Source organism: Stenotrophomonas sp. C-A, assembly GCF_054030835.1.
This window is the reverse complement of record NZ_CM132916.1, coordinates 832,116-848,592: the sequence shown is the minus strand read 5'-3', so window position 1 is coordinate 848,592 and position 16,477 is coordinate 832,116. Positions and strand designations below refer to the sequence as shown.

Below are 16,477 nucleotides of genomic sequence, written 5' to 3'. Positions count from 1 at the left end.
CCGGGGGCTCTCCAATGTGAATTACTTCGAATACAGCTCGACGATCAGCGCTTCGTTGATGTCCGCAGGCAGATCCGAACGATCCGGAACAGCCTTGAAGATGCCGGTGAACTTGCCGGAATCCACTTCAACCCACGACGGGCTCAGGTCATGCTGGGCGGCGACGGTCAGGGCTTCCTGGACGCGCAGCTGCTTGGCAGCCTTTTCAGACAGGGCGATGGCGTCGCCAGCCTTGACCTGGTACGAAGCCAGGTTGACCGACTTGCCATTCACGGTGACGCCGCGGTGCGACACCAGCTGACGGGCAGCCGGACGGGTCACGGCGAAGCCCATGCGGTAGACGACGTTGTCCAGGCGGGTTTCCAGCAGCTGCAGCAGGTTCTCGCCGGTGTTGCCCTTCTTGGTCGAGGCCTTCTTGTAGTAGTTGCGGAACTGACGCTCCAGCAGGCCGTAGATACGCTTGACCTTCTGCTTTTCACGCAGCTGGGTGGCGTAGTCGGACAGCTTGCCCTTGCGGGCAGTGGCGCCGTGCTGGCCGGGCTTCTGCTCCAGCTTGCACTTCGAGTCCAGCGCACGCGCCGGGCTCTTCAGGGACAGGTCGGCGCCTTCGCGACGGGCGAGCTTACAGGTAGGACCGATATAACGAGCCATTTCTTATCGCTCCCTTTAGACGCGACGCTTCTTCGGCGGACGGCACCCGTTGTGCGGGATAGGCGTCACGTCGATGATGTTGGTGATCTTGTAGCCGACGTTGTTCAACGAACGCACGGCCGACTCACGGCCCGGACCCGGGCCCTTGATGCGGACTTCCAGCGACTTCACGCCGTAGTCCAGCGCAGCACGACCGGCCTTTTCAGCAGCCACCTGGGCAGCGAACGGGGTCGACTTGCGCGAACCGCGGAAGCCAGCGCCACCGGAGGTCGCCCACGACAGAGCGTTGCCCTGGCGGTCGGTGATGGTGACGATGGTGTTGTTGAACGAAGCGTGGACGTGGGCAACGCCGTCGGTGACGACGCGCTTGATCTTCTTCTTGGTCTTAGCAGCGGGCTTAGCCATTTCTCAGTCCCTTACTTCTTGATCGCCTTGCGCGGACCCTTGCGGGTGCGGGCGTTGGTACGGGTGCGCTGGCCACGCAGCGGGAGGCCACGACGGTGACGCAGGCCGCGGTAGCAGCCCAGGTCCATCAGGCGCTTGATCGCGATGCCGATCTCACGGCGCAGATCGCCTTCCACGATGTACTTGCCGACTTCGGCGCGCAGGCGCTCGATTTCCGGCTCCGACAGATCGCGGATCTTGGTGGTCGAAGCAACGCCTGCGACTTCGCAGACCTTCTTCGAACGGGTACGGCCGATGCCGTAAATGCTTTGCAACCCGACCCAGACGTGCTTCTGGGCTGGCAGGTTGACGCCTGCAATACGCGCCATGACGCGGTTCTCCAGCTGAGTGATGGCCGACAGCGCGCCTCGGGCACGCCAATCCGGCAGGATGGATCAAAAAAGTGAACTAGCGATACTAACAAGGTTCCGGTTTACATGGAAGCCCGTGAAACCATTGGTTTCATGAACCCGGCCTGGGGAGTGTGCCCAGGCTCCGGCGCCGGATGGGGTTGGACCTGGGGTTTCCCCCGGAGCCGCCCGCGCTACTCCAGCGCGGGACCACCTCATCACACCCCCACCCGGAACCGCTGCGGGGGCCGCCCTTCGTTTGTGTGGCCGGAGTCCGCGAAGCGGAGGGACCATCACGTCAGGAAGACGAAAGTATAACAGGCCAATCAGCCGCGGGCAAAACCGCCGCGGTTGCCGCCCTTCAGGTTGGCCTTCTTCAGCAGGCTCTCGTACTGGTGGGACATCAGGTGCGCCTGCACCTGGGCGATGAAGTCCATCACCACCACCACCACGATCAGCAGCGAAGTACCACCGAAGTAGAACGAGGCGTTCAGCTGCGTGCGCATCAGTTCCGGCAGCAGGCACACGATCACCAGGTAGGCCGAACCCGCTGCGGTCAGGCGGGTCAGCACACCGTCGATGTAATCGGCGGTGGCCTTGCCCGGACGGATGCCCGGAATCAGCGCGCCCGACTTCTTCAGGTTGTCGGCGGTTTCCTGCGAGTTGAACACCAGCGCGGTATAGAAGAACGCGAAACCGGTGATCAGCGCGGCAAACACGATCATGTGCAGCGGCTCGCCCGGGCCCAGCGCATTGGCGACCTTCTGCAGGACCTGGCCGAAGCTGCTCTGGTTGGCGGCCTGGCCGGACCACATGGCCAGGGTGGCCGGGAAGGCCAGCAGGCTCGAGGCGAAGATCGCCGGGATGACGCCGGCCATGTTGAGCTTCAGCGGCAGGAACGAGGTCTGGTTCATGTACGCATTGCGACCACCCTGGCGGCGCGCGTAGTTGACCGTGATCCGGCGCTGGCCACGCTCGACGAACACCACGAAGAAGGTGAAGGCGAGCACGACGATGGCGATCAGCAGCAGCTGGATGAACTGGATGTTGCCGTCGCGGTAGGCGTCGAAGGTGTGGATGATCGCACCCGGCAGGCCAGCGACGATACCGGCGAAGATGATCAACGACACACCGTTGCCGATGCCGCGCTCGGTGACCTGCTCACCAACCCACATCAGGAACATGGTGCCGGCGGTCAGCGCGACCACGGCGGTGAGCACGAAGCCCATGCCCGGTGCGTACACGACCGGAGCGCCCGACGGCGAGACCTGGCCCTGCAGGGCCAGCGCGATCGAACCGCCCTGCACCACTGCCAGCAGCACGGCGCCGATGCGCGAATACTGGGTGATCTTGCGACGGCCGGACTCACCTTCCTTCTGCATCGCCTTCAGGGCGGGGAAGATGTGCACGGCCAGCTGCATCACGATCGATGCCGAGATGTACGGCATCACGTTCAGCGCGAAGATGCTGAAACGGTGCAGGGCGCCGCCCGAGAACATGTTGAACATGTCCACGATGCCGCCGCCCTGCTGTTGCATCATGGCAAGCATGGCATCGGGATTGACGCCCGGCACCGGCACGTAGCAGCCGATGCGATAGACGATCAAAGCCCCGACGACGAACAGCAAACGTTGGCGAAGTTCAGTGAACTTGCCCATTCCGCCCGCGAGGTTACCGATGCCAGCTTGCGCCATGATTTTCTTACTCCGTTACGCTGCCGCCGGCAGCTTCGATCGCGGCCTTGGCACCCGCCGTGGCAGCGATACCCTTCAGGGTGAACGCCTTGGTCACTTCGCCCTTGACGACGACCTTGGCCTTCTTCGCAGTGCTCGGGACCAGCTTGGCAGCACGCAGGGCGGCGAAGTCGATCTCACCGGCCGGCAGCTTGTCCAGCGCGTACAGCAGCACTTCAGCGGTGTCCTTGGCGATCGGCGAACGGAAGCCGATCTTCGGCAGACGACGCTGCATGGGGGTCTGGCCGCCTTCGAAGCCAGCCTTGATCTTGCCGCCACCCTTACGGGCGAACGAACCCTTGTGGCCGCGGCCGGCAGTCTTGCCCAGGCCCGAGCCGATACCGCGACCGACGCGGGTGCGCTCGGTGCGGGCGCCCGGTGCCGGGCTCAGTTCATTGAGACGCAGAGTCATGATCGATTACTCCTCAACCTTGACGAGGTAGTGAACGGTGTTGATCAGACCGCGAACCTGCGGGCTGTCCTTCAGTTCACGCACATCGTTGAGCTTGTTCAGACCCAGAGCACGCACCGACAGGCGGTGACGCGACTGAGCACCACGCAGGCCGCGCACCAGGCGCACCTTCACAGTCTTGTTGGACTCATTAGCCATGGTTGAGTTCCTCCACCTTCTTGCCGCGCTTGGCCGCGATGCGGGCCGGCGACTGCGCAGCAGACAGGCCCTTCACGGTGGCACGCACCAGGTTGATCGGGTTGCGCGAACCGGTGGCCTTGGCCAGCACGTTCTTCACGCCAACGGCTTCCAGCACGGCGCGCATGGCACCGCCGGCGATGACGCCGGTACCTTCCGAAGCCGGCTGCATGAACACGCGGGCTGCGCCGTGACCATCCTTGATGGTGTGCCACAGGGTGCCGTTGTTCAGGTCAACGCTGACCAGGTTCTTGCGGGCCTGCTCCATCGACTTCTGGATGGCGACCGGCACTTCGCGGGCCTTGCCATAGCCGAAACCGACCCTGCCTTCGCCGTCGCCGACCACGGTCAGGGCGGTGAAGGTGAACTGGCGGCCACCCTTGACGGTCTTGCTGACGCGGTTGACCGCGACCAGCTTTTCGATCATGCCGTCGTCGACTTTCTCTTCGCGGTTACGGTCGCGATCGCGACCCCGCTGCTGACGCTCTTCTGCCATTTTGATTCCTTGGTAGTTTGGGTATGTACGGCTCGGGGCCGCTTATGGTTGTGGAATGTCGCGTTGTTCCGGTGGACCACTGCAGAAGAGTGGCGCCGTCCAGCCTCACTCAGGCGGGCGAGCAGGCGGGCAGGAGACCACAGGTCCCCTGCCCTTATCCCTTAGAACTGCAGGCCGGCTTCGCGGGCGGCTTCTGCCAGGGCCTTGATGCGGCCGTGGTAGCGGTAGCCCGAACGATCGAAGGCAACCTTCTCGACGCCGGCGGCCTTGGCGCGCTCAGCGACGATGCGGCCGACCTTGGCGGCGGCGTCGGCGTTCTTGCCGTTCTTCAGACCTTCCATGACGTCGGTCTGGGTGGTGTTGGCAGCAGCCAGCACCTTGGAACCGTCGGCGGTGAAGACCTGGGCGTACAGGTGCTGGCCGGTGCGCAGCACCGACAGGCGGGCGACGCCGAGCTCACGGATGTGGGCGCGGGTCGACTTGGCGCGACGCAGGCGGGCGATGTTCTTGTTCATGATGTTTTTCCTTTGAAAGCGGAAGTGCCTGATTAGGCCTTCTTGGCTTCCTTACGGATGATGACTTCGTCGGAGTACTTCACGCCCTTGCCCTTGTACGGCTCCGGCTTGCGGAACGCACGGATCTTGGCGGCAACTTCACCGACGACCTGCTTGTCAGCGCCCTGGACCAGGATCTCGGTCTGGGTCGGGGTGGTGATGGTGATGCCTTCCGGCGCCACGAACACGACCGGGTGCGAGAAACCGAGCGACAGGCTCAGGTCCTTGCCCTGCATGGCAGCACGGTAACCCACGCCGACCAGCTCCAGCTTGCGCTCGAAGCCTTCGGACACGCCCTTGACCATGTTGGCCAGGATCGCACGCACGGTACCGGTCAGTGCGACCAGCTCGGCGTTCTCGGTGCTCAGGGTGGCAACGCCGTTGTCGACGTTGATGGCAATACCGGCCGGCTTGGCCAGCGACAGGGAGCCCTTCGGGCCCTTGGCGGTGACGCTGTCCGACTGGACGTTCAGTTCAACCTTACCCAGGTCGATCGGCTTCTTGGCTACGCGGGACATAGTTCTACTCCTTTCGCCTTAGGCCACGAAGCACAGGACTTCGCCGCCGACGCCCAGCTGGCGCGCCTGCGCATCAGTCATGATGCCCTTGGAGGTGGAAATGATGGAGATACCCAGGCCGTTCATGACCTTCGGCAGCTCGCTCTTGCCGCGGTACTGGCGCAGGCCCGAACGCGAGAAGCGCTTCAGGGTCGCGATGACCGGCTTGCCTTCGAAATACTTCAGCACGATTTCCAGCTCGGACTTGTTGTTTTCCAGCTGGGTCACGCGCAGGTCGGTGATGTAACCCTCGTCCTTCAGGACCTGGGCGATCGCAACCTTGATCTTGGACGACGGGGCTTTCACCGTCTGCTTGCCAACCGCGGCCGCATTCTTGATGCGGACCAGCAGGTCGGCGATGGGATCAGTCATGCTCATATGAGTACCTTTGAGTGCACCGATATCCGCTTTCGCGAAAATCTGTTGTCTCCTGGAAACGGGCCAGGTCCCTTGATGCAGCGGGCCAGAAGCCCACTCCTACAACCCCGTTTGCACAGGGCAAGACGCGGGAGTATACGCCAAAAGAGCCCGGCTTGCGCCGGGCTCTTCGGTTTTTTTGCGTCGGGAAGGCTGAACGCCTCCCCTGTCCGGTTCAGGAACCCCCGGAGGGGCTCCTGATCGCAGGGCCGGCTGGGATTACCAGCTGGCCTTGCGCAGACCCGGGACGTCGCCACGCATGGTGGCTTCACGCAGCTTGTTACGGCCCAGGCCGAACTTGCTGTAGACGCCACGCGGACGACCCGACAGCTCGCAACGGTTGCGCTGGCGGCTCGGCGACGAATCGCGCGGCAGCTTGGCCAGCTTGGTTGCGGCGTCGATCTTCTCTTCGTAGGTCGCGTCCACGGAGGACACGATCTTCTTCAGAGCTGCACGCTTTTCAGCGTACTTCTTTGCCAGCTTTTCCCGCTTGATGTCGCGGTTGACCATGGAGGTCTTTGCCATTTCGGTTTCCTCGACAGATCAGTTACGGAACGGGAACTTGAACGCTGCCAGCAGCGCCTTCGCTTCCGCGTCGGTCTTCGCAGTGGTGGTGATGGCGATATCCATACCGCGGATCGCGTCGACGGCGTCGAAGTCGATTTCCGGGAAGATGATCTGCTCCTTCACACCCATGTTGAAGTTGCCGCGGCCGTCGAAGGAACGACCGGAAACACCACGGAAGTCGCGCACGCGCGGCAGCGAGATGTTGATCAGGCGATCCAGGAACTCGTACATCTTGTGGCGACGCAGCGTGGTCTTGCAGCCGATCGGCCAACCATCACGGATCTTGAACGACGCAACCGACACACGCGACTTGGTGACAACCGGCTTCTGGCCGGAAATCTTGGTCATGTCGCCGACGGCGTTTTCCAGGATCTTCTTGTTGGTGGCCGCTTCGCCGACACCCATGTTCAGGGTGACCTTGACCAGCTTCGGCACTTCCATCGGATTGGTGTAGCCGAACTGCTTCATCAGCGCCGGCACCACTTCGTCCTTGTAGAACTTTTCGAGACGGGAACTCATCTTCTCATTCCTCAGGCGTCGAGCGCCTCACCGCTGGAGCGGAACACACGCAGTTTGCGTCCATCCTCCAGCACCTTGAAGCCAACGCGTTCGCCCTTGCCCGAAGCCGGGTTCAGAACATTCACGTTGGAGATATGGATCGAAGCTTCGCGCTCGACCACGCCGCCGGCAACACCTGCCTGCGGGTTCGGCTTGGTGTGGCGCTTGACGATGTTCACGTTGGCGACGACCACACGGTCGCCGTCGACGCGGACGACTTCGCCCTGCTTGCCCTTGTCCTTGCCAGCGTTGACGACAACCTGGTCGCCCTTCTTGATACGGTTAGCCATGATTATCTCCTGTCGCTCACAGCACTTCGGGAGCGAGCGAGACGATCTTCATGAACTTCTCCGAACGAAGTTCACGGGTCACCGGCCCGAAGATACGGGTACCGATCGGCTCCTGCTTGCTGTTCAGCAGAACGGCAGCGTTGCCGTCGAAGCGGATCAGCGAGCCGTCGGCGCGACGCACACCCTTGCGGGTACGCACCACGACGGCGTCATACACTTCACCCTTCTTGACCTTGCCGCGCGGAATCGCATCCTTCACGGTGACCTTGATGATGTCGCCGATGCCGGCGTAACGGCGCTTGGAACCACCCAGCACCTTGAAGCACATCACCTGCTTGGCACCCGAATTGTCCGCGACGTCAAGGTAGCTCTGCATCTGGATCATGATTCAGACTCCTTATTCAGCCGCACGCGTGATGACTTCCACCACGCGCCAGTTCTTGGTCTTGGACATCGGAGCAATCTCGGTCACGCGGACGACATCGCCTTCCTTGCAGGCGTTGTCGGCATCGTGGGCGTGCAGCTTCGTCGAGCGCTTGATGTACTTGCCGTACAGCGCGTGCTTGACCTGACGCTCAACCAGGACGGTAACCGTCTTGTCCATCTTGTTGCTGACGACACGGCCTTCGACCGTGCGCAGCGTCTTCTTTTCAGTATTGTCGCTCATAGCGGCCATCCTTACTTCGTGCTGCCGAGCAGGGTCTTGACGCGAGCAATCTCGCGACGGACCCGGCGAATGTCGTGGGTCTTCGGCAGCTGGCCGGTGACCTGCTGCATACGGACAGAGAACTGTTCCTTACGCAGGTCGATCAGGTGGGCCTTGAGTTCGTCAGCCGACTTTTCACGGAGAGTTTTGATATCCATCAGCGCACCGTACGGGTCACGAAAGTGGTGGTGACCGAGAGCTTGGCGGCGGCCAGGCGGAACGCCTCGCGAGCCACTTCCTCGGAAACACCCTCGATTTCATAGATCATGCGGCCGGGCTGGATCTGGGCCACCCAGTATTCCACGTTACCCTTACCAGAACCCATTCGGACTTCGATGGGCTTCTTGGTGATGGGCTTGTCGGGGAACACGCGGATCCACATCTTGCCGCCGCGCTTGACGTAGCGGCTGATCGAGCGGCGGGCCGCTTCGATCTGACGCGCGGTCAGCTGACCGTGTGCGGTTGCCTTCAGGCCGTATTCGCCGAAGCTGACAGCGTTGGCGCTCCAGCTCAGGCCATCGTTACGGCCCTTGTGTACCTTGCGGTACTTGGTTCGCTTGGGTTGCAACATTGTCGTTACCTCGCTTCACGGGCCGGGCGCTGACGGTCACCACGGTCGCCGCGATCGTGACGATCGTTGCGCGACGGGGTGTCGTCCTGCTTTTCCTGGCCAACCTGGGAGAAATCGAAGACCTCGCCCTTGTAGATCCAGACCTTGATGCCGATGATGCCGTAGGTCGTCTTGGCTTCAGCGAAGCCATAGTCGATGTCGGCACGCAGGGTGTGCAGCGGCACGCGGCCTTCGCGGTACCACTCCGAACGGGCGATTTCTGCACCGTTGAGGCGGCCACCGACGTTGACCTTGATGCCCAGGGCACCCAGGCGCATCGCGTTGCCGACCGAGCGCTTCATTGCACGGCGGAACATGATGCGACGCTCCAGCTGCTGGGCGATCGACTCGGCAACGAGCTGCGCGTCCAGTTCCGGCTTGCGCACTTCGGTGACGTTGATGTGCGCCGGGACGCCCATCATCTCGCTCACTTCCTTGCGCAGCTTCTCGATGTCCTCACCGCGCTTGCCGATCACCACGCCCGGACGGGCGGTGTGGATCGTCACGCGAGCGGTCTTGGCCGGACGCTCGATCAGGATCTTGCTGATGCCGGCCTGAGCCAGCTTCTTGCGCAGCATTTCGCGCACTTTCAGGTCGGCTGCCAGGTAACCAGCGAACTCGGCCTTGTTGGCGTACCACTTGGAGTTCCAGTCCTTGGAAATGCCGAGGCGGATACCAATCGGATGAACTTTATGACCCATGGTCTTTTCCTTATCCGCTTACTTGGCGGCGCCCACAACCACAGTGATGTGGCTGGTGCGCTTGAGGATGCGGGTACCGCGGCCTTTCGCCCGCGCCATGAAACGCTTCAGGGTCGGACCTTCATCAACCATGATGGTCTGAACCTTCAGCTCGTCGACGTCGGCGCCCTGGTTGTTTTCGGCATTTGCAATAGCCGACTCCACCACCTTCTTGATCAGGTGGGCAGCCTTCTTATCCGAGAACTTCAGCAGGTTGACCGCACGCTCGGCCGGCAGACCGCGCACCTGGTCAGCGACCAGACGAGCCTTCTGCGGGGAGATGCGCGCAGTGCGCAGGATGGCTTTCGCTTCCATTGTCATCTCTCCTTACTTGCCCGACTTCTTGTCACCACCGTGACCCTTGAAGGTCCGGGTGATGGCAAATTCGCCGAGCTTGTGGCCGACCATGTTCTCGTTGACGAGAACCGGGATGTGGTTCTTGCCGTTATGCACGGCAATGGTGACGCCTACCATGTCAGGCAGGATCATCGAACGGCGCGACCAGGTCTTGATCGGCTTCTTGCTGCCCGCAGCGGCCTCCACCTTCTTGACGAGGTGGTGATCGACGAACGGGCCCTTCTTGAGTGAACGTGCCATGGTCGATTAGCCCCTACGATCGCGGACGATGAACTGCTGAGTGCGCTTGTTATGGCGCGTCTTGTAACCCTTGGTCGGGACACCCCACGGGGTGACCGGATGCGGATTACCCTGGCCGGCCTTCGCCTCACCACCACCGTGCGGGTGGTCAACCGGGTTCATGGCAGCACCACGAACGGTCGGGCGGACGCCGCGCCAACGCTTGGCACCGGCTTTGCCCAGCTTTTCCAGGCTGTGCTCGTCGTTGCCGACTTCGCCGATGGTGGCGCAGCACTCGACCGGAACCTTACGCATTTCACCCGAGCGCAGGCGCAGGGTGGCGTAGATGCCTTCGCGAGCCACCAGCTGCACGGCCGCACCCGCGGCGCGAGCGATCTGAGCGCCCTTGCCCGGCTTCAGTTCGATGCAGTGGATGGTGGTGCCGACCGGGATGTTGCGCAGCGGCAGGGTGTTGCCGGCCTTGATCGGGGCATCCGAACCAGCGATCACCTGATCACCAGCCTTCAGGCCCTTCGGGGCGATGATGTAGCGACGCTCACCGTCGACGTAGCACAGCAGAGCGATGTGCGCGGTGCGGTTCGGATCGTATTCGATGCGTTCCACGCGCGCTGGGATGCCCAGCTTGTTGCGCTTGAAGTCGATGATGCGGTAGTGCTGCTTGGCACCACCACCGACGTGACGCACGGTGATGCGGCCATGGTGGTTACGACCACCCGAGCGGCTCTGCGACTCGACCAGCGCAGCGTGCGGAGCACCCTTGTGCAGGTCGGGAGTGACCACGCGCACGGCCGAACGGCGGCCGGGGGAAGTGGGCTTGAATTTCATCAATGGCATGGGATGTACCTCAGGCCTTGGCCGTTACATCGATCGACTGGCCATCGGCCAGGCGAACGTACGCCTTGCGCCAATCGCCGCGGCGGCCAGCACGGTTACGGAAGGACTTGTTCTTGCCCTTGACGTTGACCACGTTGACGGCTTCGACCTTGACGTCGAACAGCTGCTCAACCGCGGCCTTTACATCGGCCTTGGTGGCTTCGTTCGAAACTTCGAAGACATACTGGTTGGAGAGTTCCTGCAGGCGCGCGGTCTTTTCGGAGACACGCGGGGCACGCAGCACGCTGAAGATTTTTTCGTTGCTGTTCATGCCAGCCACTCCTCGACCTTCTTGACCGCGTCAGCGGTGATGACGACCGTGTCGGCACCCACCAGCGAGACCGGATCCAGACCCTGGACGTCACGCACCTGCACGTACGGCAGATTGCGGGCGGACAGGTACAGGTGCTCGGACGCTTCTTCGGTGACGATCAGCGGGCGCTTGCCCACTTCCAGGCCGGCCAGCTTGGCGATCAGACCCTTCGTGTTGGTCACTTCGACGTCGAAGGACTCCACGATGGTCAGACGGCCCTGACGGTTCAGCTCGGACAGGATCGCGCACATGGCGGCACGGTACTGCTTACGATTGACCTTCTGCTCGAAGCTGCGCGGCTTGGCCGCGAAGGTAACACCGCCGCCGACGAAGATCGGAGCCGTCAGTGCGCCATGACGCGCGCCGCCGCCCTTCTGCTTCTTCGACTTCTTGGTGGTACCAGCCACTTCGGAGCGAGTCTTCTGTGCCTTGGTGCCGGCGCGACCGGCGTTGCGGTAGGCAACGACGACCTGGTGGACCAGATCTTCGCTGAAATCGCGACCGAACACGGCGTCGGAGACCGAGACCTTGTTGTTGCTACCCGTGATAACGAGTTCCATCGTCATCTCTCCTTATGCCTTGCTCGCCGGACGGACGATCACGTCGCCACCCGCCGCGCCCGGAACGGCGCCGCGAACGGCGATCAGACCGCGCTCGACGTCGACCTTGACCACTTCCAGGTTCTGGGTGCTCTGCTGCACCGCGCCCATGTGGCCCGACATCTTCTTGCCCGGGAAAACGCGACCCGGGGTCTGGCGCTGACCCAGCGAACCCGGCGCGCGATGCGACAGCGAGTTACCGTGGGTTGCATCGCCCATACGGAAGTTGTGGCGCTTGATGGTGCCCTGGAAGCCCTTACCCTTGGTGACACCCTGGACGTCGACGATCTGGCCGACTTCGAAGATGTCCGCCTTGACTTCGCCGCCAACGGCGAAATCGCCGAGCTGCGCGTCTTCAACGCGGAATTCCCACAGGCCACGACCCGCTTCCACCTTCGCCTTGGCGAAGTGGCCGGCTTCCGGCTTGTTGACCAGGGCAGCGCGACGCGCGCCGACGGTCACCTGCACGGCGCTGTAGCCGTCGGTTTCGACGGTCTTGATCTGCGCGATGCGGTTCGGGGTTGCTTCGATCAGGGTCACCGGGATGGAGCGGCCATCTTCAGTGAACACGCGGCTCATGCCGGCCTTGCGGCCCACGAAGCCCAACGAATACTTCTTCGTCATGGTCGTAGTCCTCAGGTCAGCTTGATCTGAACGTCGACGCCGGCAGCCAGTTCGAGCTTCATCAGCGCGTCCACGGTCTTGTCATTCGGGTCAACGATATCGAGCACGCGCTTGTGCGTGCGGGTCTCGTACTGGTCACGCGCGTCCTTGTCGACGTGCGGGGAAACGAGAACGGTGTAACGCTCGATCTTGGTCGGCAGCGGGATCGGGCCACGCACTTGCGCGCCGGTCCGCTTTGCCGTTTCAACGATCTCGCTGGCCGAACGGTCGATCAGACGATGATCGAACGCTTTCAGCCGGATCCGGATCTTTTGGTCCGCCATGGCGGTAGGTTCCTTCGTTAAAAGAGCGACAGACAAAGCCTCTGGGTTGCTTTGTCCCATGAAATTCCTGAATACGGACGGCCCACAGTCCTGCAGGCCGCCAAGGTCACTCCATAGACCTCAAAAACGTAGGCAGACCCGTTCCCAGGCCTGCCCAGACGTAGAAGCATAATGGCACGCAAGGCAGCTGTCAACAGTCGCCTGTTGACGCCGCCTGAATGGCATTGACCCTTCCTGGTCCGGGGAACACAAGGCACATCCTGTGCCTGCTTTCCCATTTGATACGCCCCGATGCCCTACCCAGGCAACATCGGGGCGCAGATACTACCAGATTACTCGATGATCTTCGAGACCACGCCGGCGCCGACGGTACGGCCACCTTCGCGGATGGCGAAGCGCAGGCCTTCGTCCATTGCCACCGGGTTGATCAGGGTGACGACCATCTTGACGTTGTCACCCGGCATCACCATTTCGACGCCTTCCGGCAGAGCAGCTGCGCCGGTGATGTCGGTGGTACGGAAGTAGAACTGCGGACGGTAGCCGTTGAAGAACGGGGTGTGACGGCCGCCCTCGTCCTTCGACAGGACGTAGACTTCGCCTTCGAACTTGGTGTGCGGCTTGATCGAACCCGGCTTGGCCAGGACCTGGCCACGCTCGACGTCGTCACGCTTGGTGCCGCGCAGCAGCAGGCCAGCGTTGTCGCCTGCCTGACCCTGGTCCAGCAGCTTGCGGAACATTTCAACGCCGGTCACGGTGGTCTTCTGCACCGGACGGATGCCGACGATTTCGATTTCGTCGCCAACCTTGATCACGCCGCGCTCGATACGACCGGTCACCACGGTGCCGCGGCCCGAGATCGAGAACACGTCTTCCACCGGCATCAGGAACGGCTTGTCGATCGCGCGCTCCGGCTCCGGAATCCAGCTGTCCAGGGCATCGACCAGCTTCAGGATGGCCGGCACGCCGATGTCGCTCTGGTCGCCTTCCAGCGCCAGACGCGCCGAACCGGCGATGATCGGGGTGTCGTCGCCCGGGAAGTCGTACTTGCTCAGCAGCTCGCGCACTTCCATCTCGACCAGCTCGAGCAGCTCGGCGTCGTCAACCATGTCGGCCTTGTTCAGGAACACGACGATGTACGGCACGCCGACCTGACGCGACAGCAGGATGTGCTCGCGGGTCTGCGGCATCGGGCCGTCAGCGGCCGAGCACACCAGGATCGCGCCGTCCATCTGGGCGGCACCGGTGATCATGTTCTTGACGTAGTCAGCGTGGCCCGGGCAATCGACGTGGGCGTAGTGACGGACCGGGGATTCGTATTCGACGTGCGCGGTCGAGATCGTGATACCACGAGCCTTTTCTTCCGGAGCGGCGTCGATCGAGGAGTAATCCTTGAACTCGCCACCGAAGCGCTCGGCACCGATCTTGGTCAGTGCGGCGGTCAGCGTGGTCTTGCCGTGATCGACGTGACCGATGGTGCCGACGTTGACGTGCGGCTTGGTGCGCTCGAACTTACCCTTTGCCATTGTTCTATACCTTGATTGTTCGTAAGTGGTTTCAAGAGAGGCTGAGCGAGGCTCAGCCCTTCTTCATGACGGCTTCGGCGATGTTGGTCGGCGCCGGCTCGTAGTGATCGAATTCCATGGTGAAGGTGGCGCGGCCCTGGGTCTGCGAACGCAGCGCAGTGGCGTAGCCGAACATTTCACCCAGCGGGATCATCGCGTTGATGATGCTGGCCGAACCGTCACCGGTGGTGTCGGAACCCTGCAGCACGCCGCGACGACGGCTGACGTCGCCCATCACGTCACCCTGGTAATCCTCCGGGGTCACGATCTCGACCTTCATGATCGGCTCCAGCAGCACCGGCTTGGCCTTGGCGAAGCCCTGCTTGAAGGCCATCGACGAAGCCAGCTTGAACGCCATTTCCGAGGAGTCGACGTCGTGGTACGAACCGAACACCAGCTTCACCTTGACGTCCACGACCGGGAAGCCAGCCAGCGGACCGCTGGTGATGGTTTCGCGCAGGCCCTTTTCAACCGACGGAATGAATTCCTTCGGGATCACGCCGCCGGTGATGTCGTTGATGAACAGGAAGTCGTCCTTGATGGCCGGAGCCAGCTTCGGATCGGCACGGTCGGCAGCGGTGATCGGCGACAGTTCGATCACGACGTGACCGTACTGACCCTTACCACCGGACTGCTTGGCGTGCTTGTAGTCCGACTTGACGTCGGCCAGGGTGATGGTTTCGCGGTAGGCCACCTGCGGCGCGCCGACGTTGGCTTCAACGTTGAACTCGCGCTTCAGGCGGTCGACGATGATGTCCAGGTGCAGCTCGCCCATGCCCGAGATGATGGTCTGGCCGGATTCTTCGTCGGTCTTGACGCGGAACGACGGATCTTCCTGCGCCAGACGGCCCAGGGCCAGGCCCATCTTTTCCTGGTCCGACTTGGTCTTCGGCTCGACGGCCATCGAGATCACCGGCTCCGGGAACGTCATGCGCTCCAGGATGATCGGGGCGTCCACGGCGCACAGGGTGTCACCGGTGGTGGTGTCCTTCAGGCCCACGGCAGCGGCGATGTCACCGGCCAGAACTTCCTTGATTTCCTCGCGGTTGTTCGAGTGCATCTGCAGGATGCGGCCGATGCGCTCCTTCTTGCCCTTCACCGAGTTCAGCACGGTGTCGCCACCGTTCAGGGTGCCCGAGTAGACACGGAAGAAGGTCAGCGCGCCGACGAACGGGTCGGTGATGATCTTGAAGGCCAGCGACGAGAACGGAGCCTTGTCGTCCGACTTGCGGGTCATTTCGACGGTGTCGTCGTCAACGTCCACGCCCTTCACGTCCGGCACGTCGACCGGCGACGGCAGCAGCTGGATCACGCCGTCCAGCATGGCCTGCACGCCCTTGTTCTTGAAGGCCGAGCCGCAGTACATCGGCACGATTTCAGTGGCCAGGGTGCGGGTACGCAGCGCATTGATGATTTCAGCCTCGGCCAGCTCTTCGCCGCCCAGGTACTTTTCCATCAGCTCTTCGCTGGCTTCGGCAGCGGTCTCGACCATGAACTGGCGAGCCTCTTCAGCCGGGCCCTGCAGGTCGGCCGGGATTTCACCGTACTCGAACTTCATGCCCTGCGAAGCCTCATCCCAATGGATGGCCTTCATCTTCAGCAGGTCGACAACGCCCTTGAAGTTGTCTTCAGCGCCGATCGGCAGCTGCATCGGCACGGCAACCGCGCCCAGCTTGGCCTTCAGCTGGCCGACGACCTTCTGGAAGTTGGCACCGGTGCGGTCCATCTTGTTGACGAACGCGATGCGCGGCACGTGGTACTTGTTGGCCTGGCGCCACACGGTTTCCGACTGCGGCTGCACGCCACCGACGGCGCACAGGACGAAGACGGCACCGTCGAGCACGCGCAGCGAGCGCTCCACTTCGATGGTGAAGTCGACGTGCCCGGGGGTGTCGATGATGTTGAAGCGGTGCTCCGGCAGGGACTTGTCCATGCCCTTCCAGAACGCGGTGGTGGCAGCGGACTGGATCGTGATGCCACGCTCCTGCTCCTGCTCCATCCAGTCCATGGTGGCGGCGCCGTCGTGCACTTCACCGATCTTGTGGCTCTTGCCGGTGTAGAACAGGATGCGCTCGGACGTGGTGGTCTTGCCGGCATCGATGTGAGCCATGATGCCGAAGTTACGGTAACGCTCGATGGGAGTGGAACGGGCCACGGGAGCCTCTCAGATTTCTTGGATTTCGGATGGCCGAACGCCGCCTTTCGGCGGCCTTCGGATTGGCGCAGTCCTTCTGGGACCGCGAGGCAGCACGCACCGAAGTGGT

27 protein-coding genes are annotated in these 16,477 nt (G+C 62.5%); all 27 read right to left on the bottom strand.

The genetic code is table 11. From position 1 onward, the window contains the following. Positions 1–21: 21 nt before the first annotated feature. A complete protein-coding gene (gene rpsD / locus ACW5IY_RS03895; RefSeq protein ID WP_004145446.1) occupies positions 22–651 on the bottom strand; it encodes a 30S ribosomal protein S4 in 630 nt (209 codons plus the stop codon). 15 nt (positions 652–666) lie between these two features. Next, complete coding sequence (gene rpsK, locus ACW5IY_RS03890; protein ID WP_004145443.1) at positions 667–1,056, bottom strand: 30S ribosomal protein S11; 390 nt, start codon at positions 1,054–1,056, stop codon at positions 667–669. Between the two features lie 11 nt (positions 1,057–1,067). Beyond that, positions 1,068–1,424 carry a 30S ribosomal protein S13 gene (gene rpsM, locus ACW5IY_RS03885; protein WP_004154500.1) on the bottom strand — a complete coding sequence of 119 codons (357 nt, stop codon included), beginning with the start codon at positions 1,422–1,424 and terminating at the stop codon, positions 1,068–1,070. 347 nt (positions 1,425–1,771) lie between these two features. Beyond that, positions 1,772–3,139: a preprotein translocase subunit SecY gene (gene secY / locus ACW5IY_RS03880; protein ID WP_005408215.1), complete on the bottom strand. Its 1,368-nt coding sequence runs from the start codon at positions 3,137–3,139 to the stop codon at positions 1,772–1,774. A 7-nt stretch (positions 3,140–3,146) separates the two neighbouring features. Then, on the bottom strand, positions 3,147–3,590 hold the full coding sequence (rplO, locus tag ACW5IY_RS03875; protein WP_004154498.1) for a 50S ribosomal protein L15: 444 nt from the start codon (positions 3,588–3,590) through the stop codon (positions 3,147–3,149). Positions 3,591–3,596: 6 nt separating this feature from the next. Further along, positions 3,597–3,788, bottom strand: coding sequence for a 50S ribosomal protein L30 (gene rpmD, locus ACW5IY_RS03870; RefSeq protein ID WP_004145412.1), 192 nt, complete (start codon positions 3,786–3,788; stop codon positions 3,597–3,599). Continuing rightward, positions 3,781–4,323, bottom strand: a complete 543-nt coding sequence (gene rpsE / locus ACW5IY_RS03865; protein ID WP_049435132.1) for a 30S ribosomal protein S5 — start codon at positions 4,321–4,323, stop codon at positions 3,781–3,783. The genes rpmD and rpsE overlap by 8 nt, the downstream gene beginning before the upstream one ends. Before the next feature lie 161 nt (positions 4,324–4,484). Further along, positions 4,485–4,838, bottom strand: a complete 354-nt coding sequence (rplR, locus tag ACW5IY_RS03860; protein WP_005408212.1) for a 50S ribosomal protein L18 — start codon at positions 4,836–4,838, stop codon at positions 4,485–4,487. Positions 4,839–4,870: 32 nt separating this feature from the next. Then, positions 4,871–5,395, bottom strand: coding sequence for a 50S ribosomal protein L6 (gene rplF / locus ACW5IY_RS03855; RefSeq protein WP_010483977.1), 525 nt, complete (start codon positions 5,393–5,395; stop codon positions 4,871–4,873). Between the two features lie 18 nt (positions 5,396–5,413). Next, positions 5,414–5,812 (bottom strand): 30S ribosomal protein S8, encoded by a 399-nt coding sequence (gene rpsH / locus ACW5IY_RS03850; RefSeq protein WP_005408210.1) that lies wholly within the window; start codon positions 5,810–5,812, stop codon positions 5,414–5,416. A gap of 258 nt (positions 5,813–6,070) precedes the next feature. Continuing rightward, positions 6,071–6,376: a 30S ribosomal protein S14 gene (rpsN, locus tag ACW5IY_RS03845; protein ID WP_005408209.1), complete on the bottom strand. Its 306-nt coding sequence runs from the start codon at positions 6,374–6,376 to the stop codon at positions 6,071–6,073. Between the two features lie 18 nt (positions 6,377–6,394). Then, complete coding sequence (gene rplE / locus ACW5IY_RS03840; RefSeq protein WP_004154491.1) at positions 6,395–6,937, bottom strand: 50S ribosomal protein L5; 543 nt, start codon at positions 6,935–6,937, stop codon at positions 6,395–6,397. 11 nt (positions 6,938–6,948) lie between these two features. Then, the gene (gene rplX / locus ACW5IY_RS03835) at positions 6,949–7,266 is read right to left on the bottom strand and encodes a 50S ribosomal protein L24 (RefSeq protein ID WP_004154490.1); all 318 of its coding nucleotides are present in this window, start codon (positions 7,264–7,266) and stop codon (positions 6,949–6,951) included. A 16-nt stretch (positions 7,267–7,282) separates the two neighbouring features. Further along, the gene (gene rplN / locus ACW5IY_RS03830; RefSeq protein WP_004145357.1) at positions 7,283–7,651 is read right to left on the bottom strand and encodes a 50S ribosomal protein L14; all 369 of its coding nucleotides are present in this window, start codon (positions 7,649–7,651) and stop codon (positions 7,283–7,285) included. Between the two features lie 12 nt (positions 7,652–7,663). Beyond that, on the bottom strand, positions 7,664–7,933 hold the full coding sequence (gene rpsQ / locus ACW5IY_RS03825) for a 30S ribosomal protein S17 (protein ID WP_004154489.1): 270 nt from the start codon (positions 7,931–7,933) through the stop codon (positions 7,664–7,666). Between the two features lie 11 nt (positions 7,934–7,944). Continuing rightward, positions 7,945–8,130 (bottom strand): 50S ribosomal protein L29, encoded by a 186-nt coding sequence (gene rpmC, locus ACW5IY_RS03820; protein WP_004154487.1) that lies wholly within the window; start codon positions 8,128–8,130, stop codon positions 7,945–7,947. Beyond that, entirely contained in the window at positions 8,130–8,543 is a 414-nt protein-coding gene (gene rplP, locus ACW5IY_RS03815) for a 50S ribosomal protein L16 (RefSeq protein WP_004154486.1), read from the bottom strand. The genes rpmC and rplP overlap by 1 nt, the downstream gene beginning before the upstream one ends. Positions 8,544–8,548: 5 nt before the next feature. Then, the gene (rpsC, locus tag ACW5IY_RS03810; protein ID WP_004145350.1) at positions 8,549–9,283 is read right to left on the bottom strand and encodes a 30S ribosomal protein S3; all 735 of its coding nucleotides are present in this window, start codon (positions 9,281–9,283) and stop codon (positions 8,549–8,551) included. Positions 9,284–9,301: 18 nt separating this feature from the next. Next, entirely contained in the window at positions 9,302–9,637 is a 336-nt protein-coding gene (gene rplV / locus ACW5IY_RS03805) for a 50S ribosomal protein L22 (RefSeq protein WP_004145348.1), read from the bottom strand. Between the two features lie 12 nt (positions 9,638–9,649). Further along, positions 9,650–9,919, bottom strand: a complete 270-nt coding sequence (rpsS, locus tag ACW5IY_RS03800) for a 30S ribosomal protein S19 (protein ID WP_004154485.1) — start codon at positions 9,917–9,919, stop codon at positions 9,650–9,652. Positions 9,920–9,925: 6 nt separating this feature from the next. Further along, positions 9,926–10,753, bottom strand: a complete 828-nt coding sequence (gene rplB / locus ACW5IY_RS03795; RefSeq protein ID WP_004145339.1) for a 50S ribosomal protein L2 — start codon at positions 10,751–10,753, stop codon at positions 9,926–9,928. Positions 10,754–10,763: 10 nt separating this feature from the next. Continuing rightward, positions 10,764–11,063: a 50S ribosomal protein L23 gene (rplW, locus tag ACW5IY_RS03790; protein ID WP_004145338.1), complete on the bottom strand. Its 300-nt coding sequence runs from the start codon at positions 11,061–11,063 to the stop codon at positions 10,764–10,766. Beyond that, positions 11,060–11,665 carry a 50S ribosomal protein L4 gene (rplD, locus tag ACW5IY_RS03785; protein ID WP_004145337.1) on the bottom strand — a complete coding sequence of 202 codons (606 nt, stop codon included), beginning with the start codon at positions 11,663–11,665 and terminating at the stop codon, positions 11,060–11,062. The genes rplW and rplD overlap by 4 nt, the downstream gene beginning before the upstream one ends. A 12-nt stretch (positions 11,666–11,677) precedes the next feature. Further along, complete coding sequence (gene rplC, locus ACW5IY_RS03780) at positions 11,678–12,328, bottom strand: 50S ribosomal protein L3 (protein ID WP_004145336.1); 651 nt, start codon at positions 12,326–12,328, stop codon at positions 11,678–11,680. An 11-nt stretch (positions 12,329–12,339) separates the two neighbouring features. Next, positions 12,340–12,651 (bottom strand): 30S ribosomal protein S10, encoded by a 312-nt coding sequence (gene rpsJ / locus ACW5IY_RS03775; protein ID WP_005408208.1) that lies wholly within the window; start codon positions 12,649–12,651, stop codon positions 12,340–12,342. Positions 12,652–12,983: 332 nt separating this feature from the next. Then, positions 12,984–14,174, bottom strand: coding sequence for an elongation factor Tu (tuf, locus tag ACW5IY_RS03770; protein WP_004154360.1), 1,191 nt, complete (start codon positions 14,172–14,174; stop codon positions 12,984–12,986). 52 nt (positions 14,175–14,226) lie between these two features. Continuing rightward, on the bottom strand, positions 14,227–16,368 hold the full coding sequence (gene fusA / locus ACW5IY_RS03765; protein WP_049435135.1) for an elongation factor G: 2,142 nt from the start codon (positions 16,366–16,368) through the stop codon (positions 14,227–14,229). Positions 16,369–16,477: the final 109 nt, after the last annotated feature.

Excerpts from the sequence above, each read along its gene's own strand:
- rpsD (WP_004145446.1), bottom strand. The coding sequence starts at position 651 with ATGGCTCGTTATATCGGTCCTACCTGTAAGCTCGCCCGTCGCGAAGGC.
- rpsK (WP_004145443.1), bottom strand. The coding sequence starts at position 1,056 with ATGGCTAAGCCCGCTGCTAAGACCAAGAAGAAGATCAAGCGCGTCGTC.
- rpsM (WP_004154500.1), bottom strand. The coding sequence starts at position 1,424 with ATGGCGCGTATTGCAGGCGTCAACCTGCCAGCCCAGAAGCACGTCTGG.
- secY (WP_005408215.1), bottom strand. The coding sequence starts at position 3,139 with ATGGCGCAAGCTGGCATCGGTAACCTCGCGGGCGGAATGGGCAAGTTC.
- rplO (WP_004154498.1), bottom strand. The coding sequence starts at position 3,590 with ATGACTCTGCGTCTCAATGAACTGAGCCCGGCACCGGGCGCCCGCACC.
- rpmD (WP_004145412.1), bottom strand. The coding sequence starts at position 3,788 with ATGGCTAATGAGTCCAACAAGACTGTGAAGGTGCGCCTGGTGCGCGGC.
- rpsE (WP_049435132.1), bottom strand. The coding sequence starts at position 4,323 with ATGGCAGAAGAGCGTCAGCAGCGGGGTCGCGATCGCGACCGTAACCGC.
- rplR (WP_005408212.1), bottom strand. The coding sequence starts at position 4,838 with ATGAACAAGAACATCGCCCGCCTGCGTCGCGCCAAGTCGACCCGCGCC.
- rplF (WP_010483977.1), bottom strand. The coding sequence starts at position 5,395 with ATGTCCCGCGTAGCCAAGAAGCCGATCGACCTGGGTAAGGTTGAACTG.
- rpsH (WP_005408210.1), bottom strand. The coding sequence starts at position 5,812 with ATGAGCATGACTGATCCCATCGCCGACCTGCTGGTCCGCATCAAGAAT.
- rpsN (WP_005408209.1), bottom strand. The coding sequence starts at position 6,376 with ATGGCAAAGACCTCCATGGTCAACCGCGACATCAAGCGGGAAAAGCTG.
- rplE (WP_004154491.1), bottom strand. The coding sequence starts at position 6,937 with ATGAGTTCCCGTCTCGAAAAGTTCTACAAGGACGAAGTGGTGCCGGCG.
- rplX (WP_004154490.1), bottom strand. The coding sequence starts at position 7,266 with ATGGCTAACCGTATCAAGAAGGGCGACCAGGTTGTCGTCAACGCTGGC.
- rplN (WP_004145357.1), bottom strand. The coding sequence starts at position 7,651 with ATGATCCAGATGCAGAGCTACCTTGACGTCGCGGACAATTCGGGTGCC.
- rpsQ (WP_004154489.1), bottom strand. The coding sequence starts at position 7,933 with ATGAGCGACAATACTGAAAAGAAGACGCTGCGCACGGTCGAAGGCCGT.
- rpmC (WP_004154487.1), bottom strand. The coding sequence starts at position 8,130 with ATGGATATCAAAACTCTCCGTGAAAAGTCGGCTGACGAACTCAAGGCC.
- rplP (WP_004154486.1), bottom strand. The coding sequence starts at position 8,543 with ATGTTGCAACCCAAGCGAACCAAGTACCGCAAGGTACACAAGGGCCGT.
- rpsC (WP_004145350.1), bottom strand. The coding sequence starts at position 9,283 with ATGGGTCATAAAGTTCATCCGATTGGTATCCGCCTCGGCATTTCCAAG.
- rplV (WP_004145348.1), bottom strand. The coding sequence starts at position 9,637 with ATGGAAGCGAAAGCCATCCTGCGCACTGCGCGCATCTCCCCGCAGAAG.
- rpsS (WP_004154485.1), bottom strand. The coding sequence starts at position 9,919 with ATGGCACGTTCACTCAAGAAGGGCCCGTTCGTCGATCACCACCTCGTC.
- rplB (WP_004145339.1), bottom strand. The coding sequence starts at position 10,753 with ATGCCATTGATGAAATTCAAGCCCACTTCCCCCGGCCGCCGTTCGGCC.
- rplW (WP_004145338.1), bottom strand. The coding sequence starts at position 11,063 with ATGAACAGCAACGAAAAAATCTTCAGCGTGCTGCGTGCCCCGCGTGTC.
- rplD (WP_004145337.1), bottom strand. The coding sequence starts at position 11,665 with ATGGAACTCGTTATCACGGGTAGCAACAACAAGGTCTCGGTCTCCGAC.
- rplC (WP_004145336.1), bottom strand. The coding sequence starts at position 12,328 with ATGACGAAGAAGTATTCGTTGGGCTTCGTGGGCCGCAAGGCCGGCATG.
- rpsJ (WP_005408208.1), bottom strand. The coding sequence starts at position 12,651 with ATGGCGGACCAAAAGATCCGGATCCGGCTGAAAGCGTTCGATCATCGT.
- tuf (WP_004154360.1), bottom strand. The coding sequence starts at position 14,174 with ATGGCAAAGGGTAAGTTCGAGCGCACCAAGCCGCACGTCAACGTCGGC.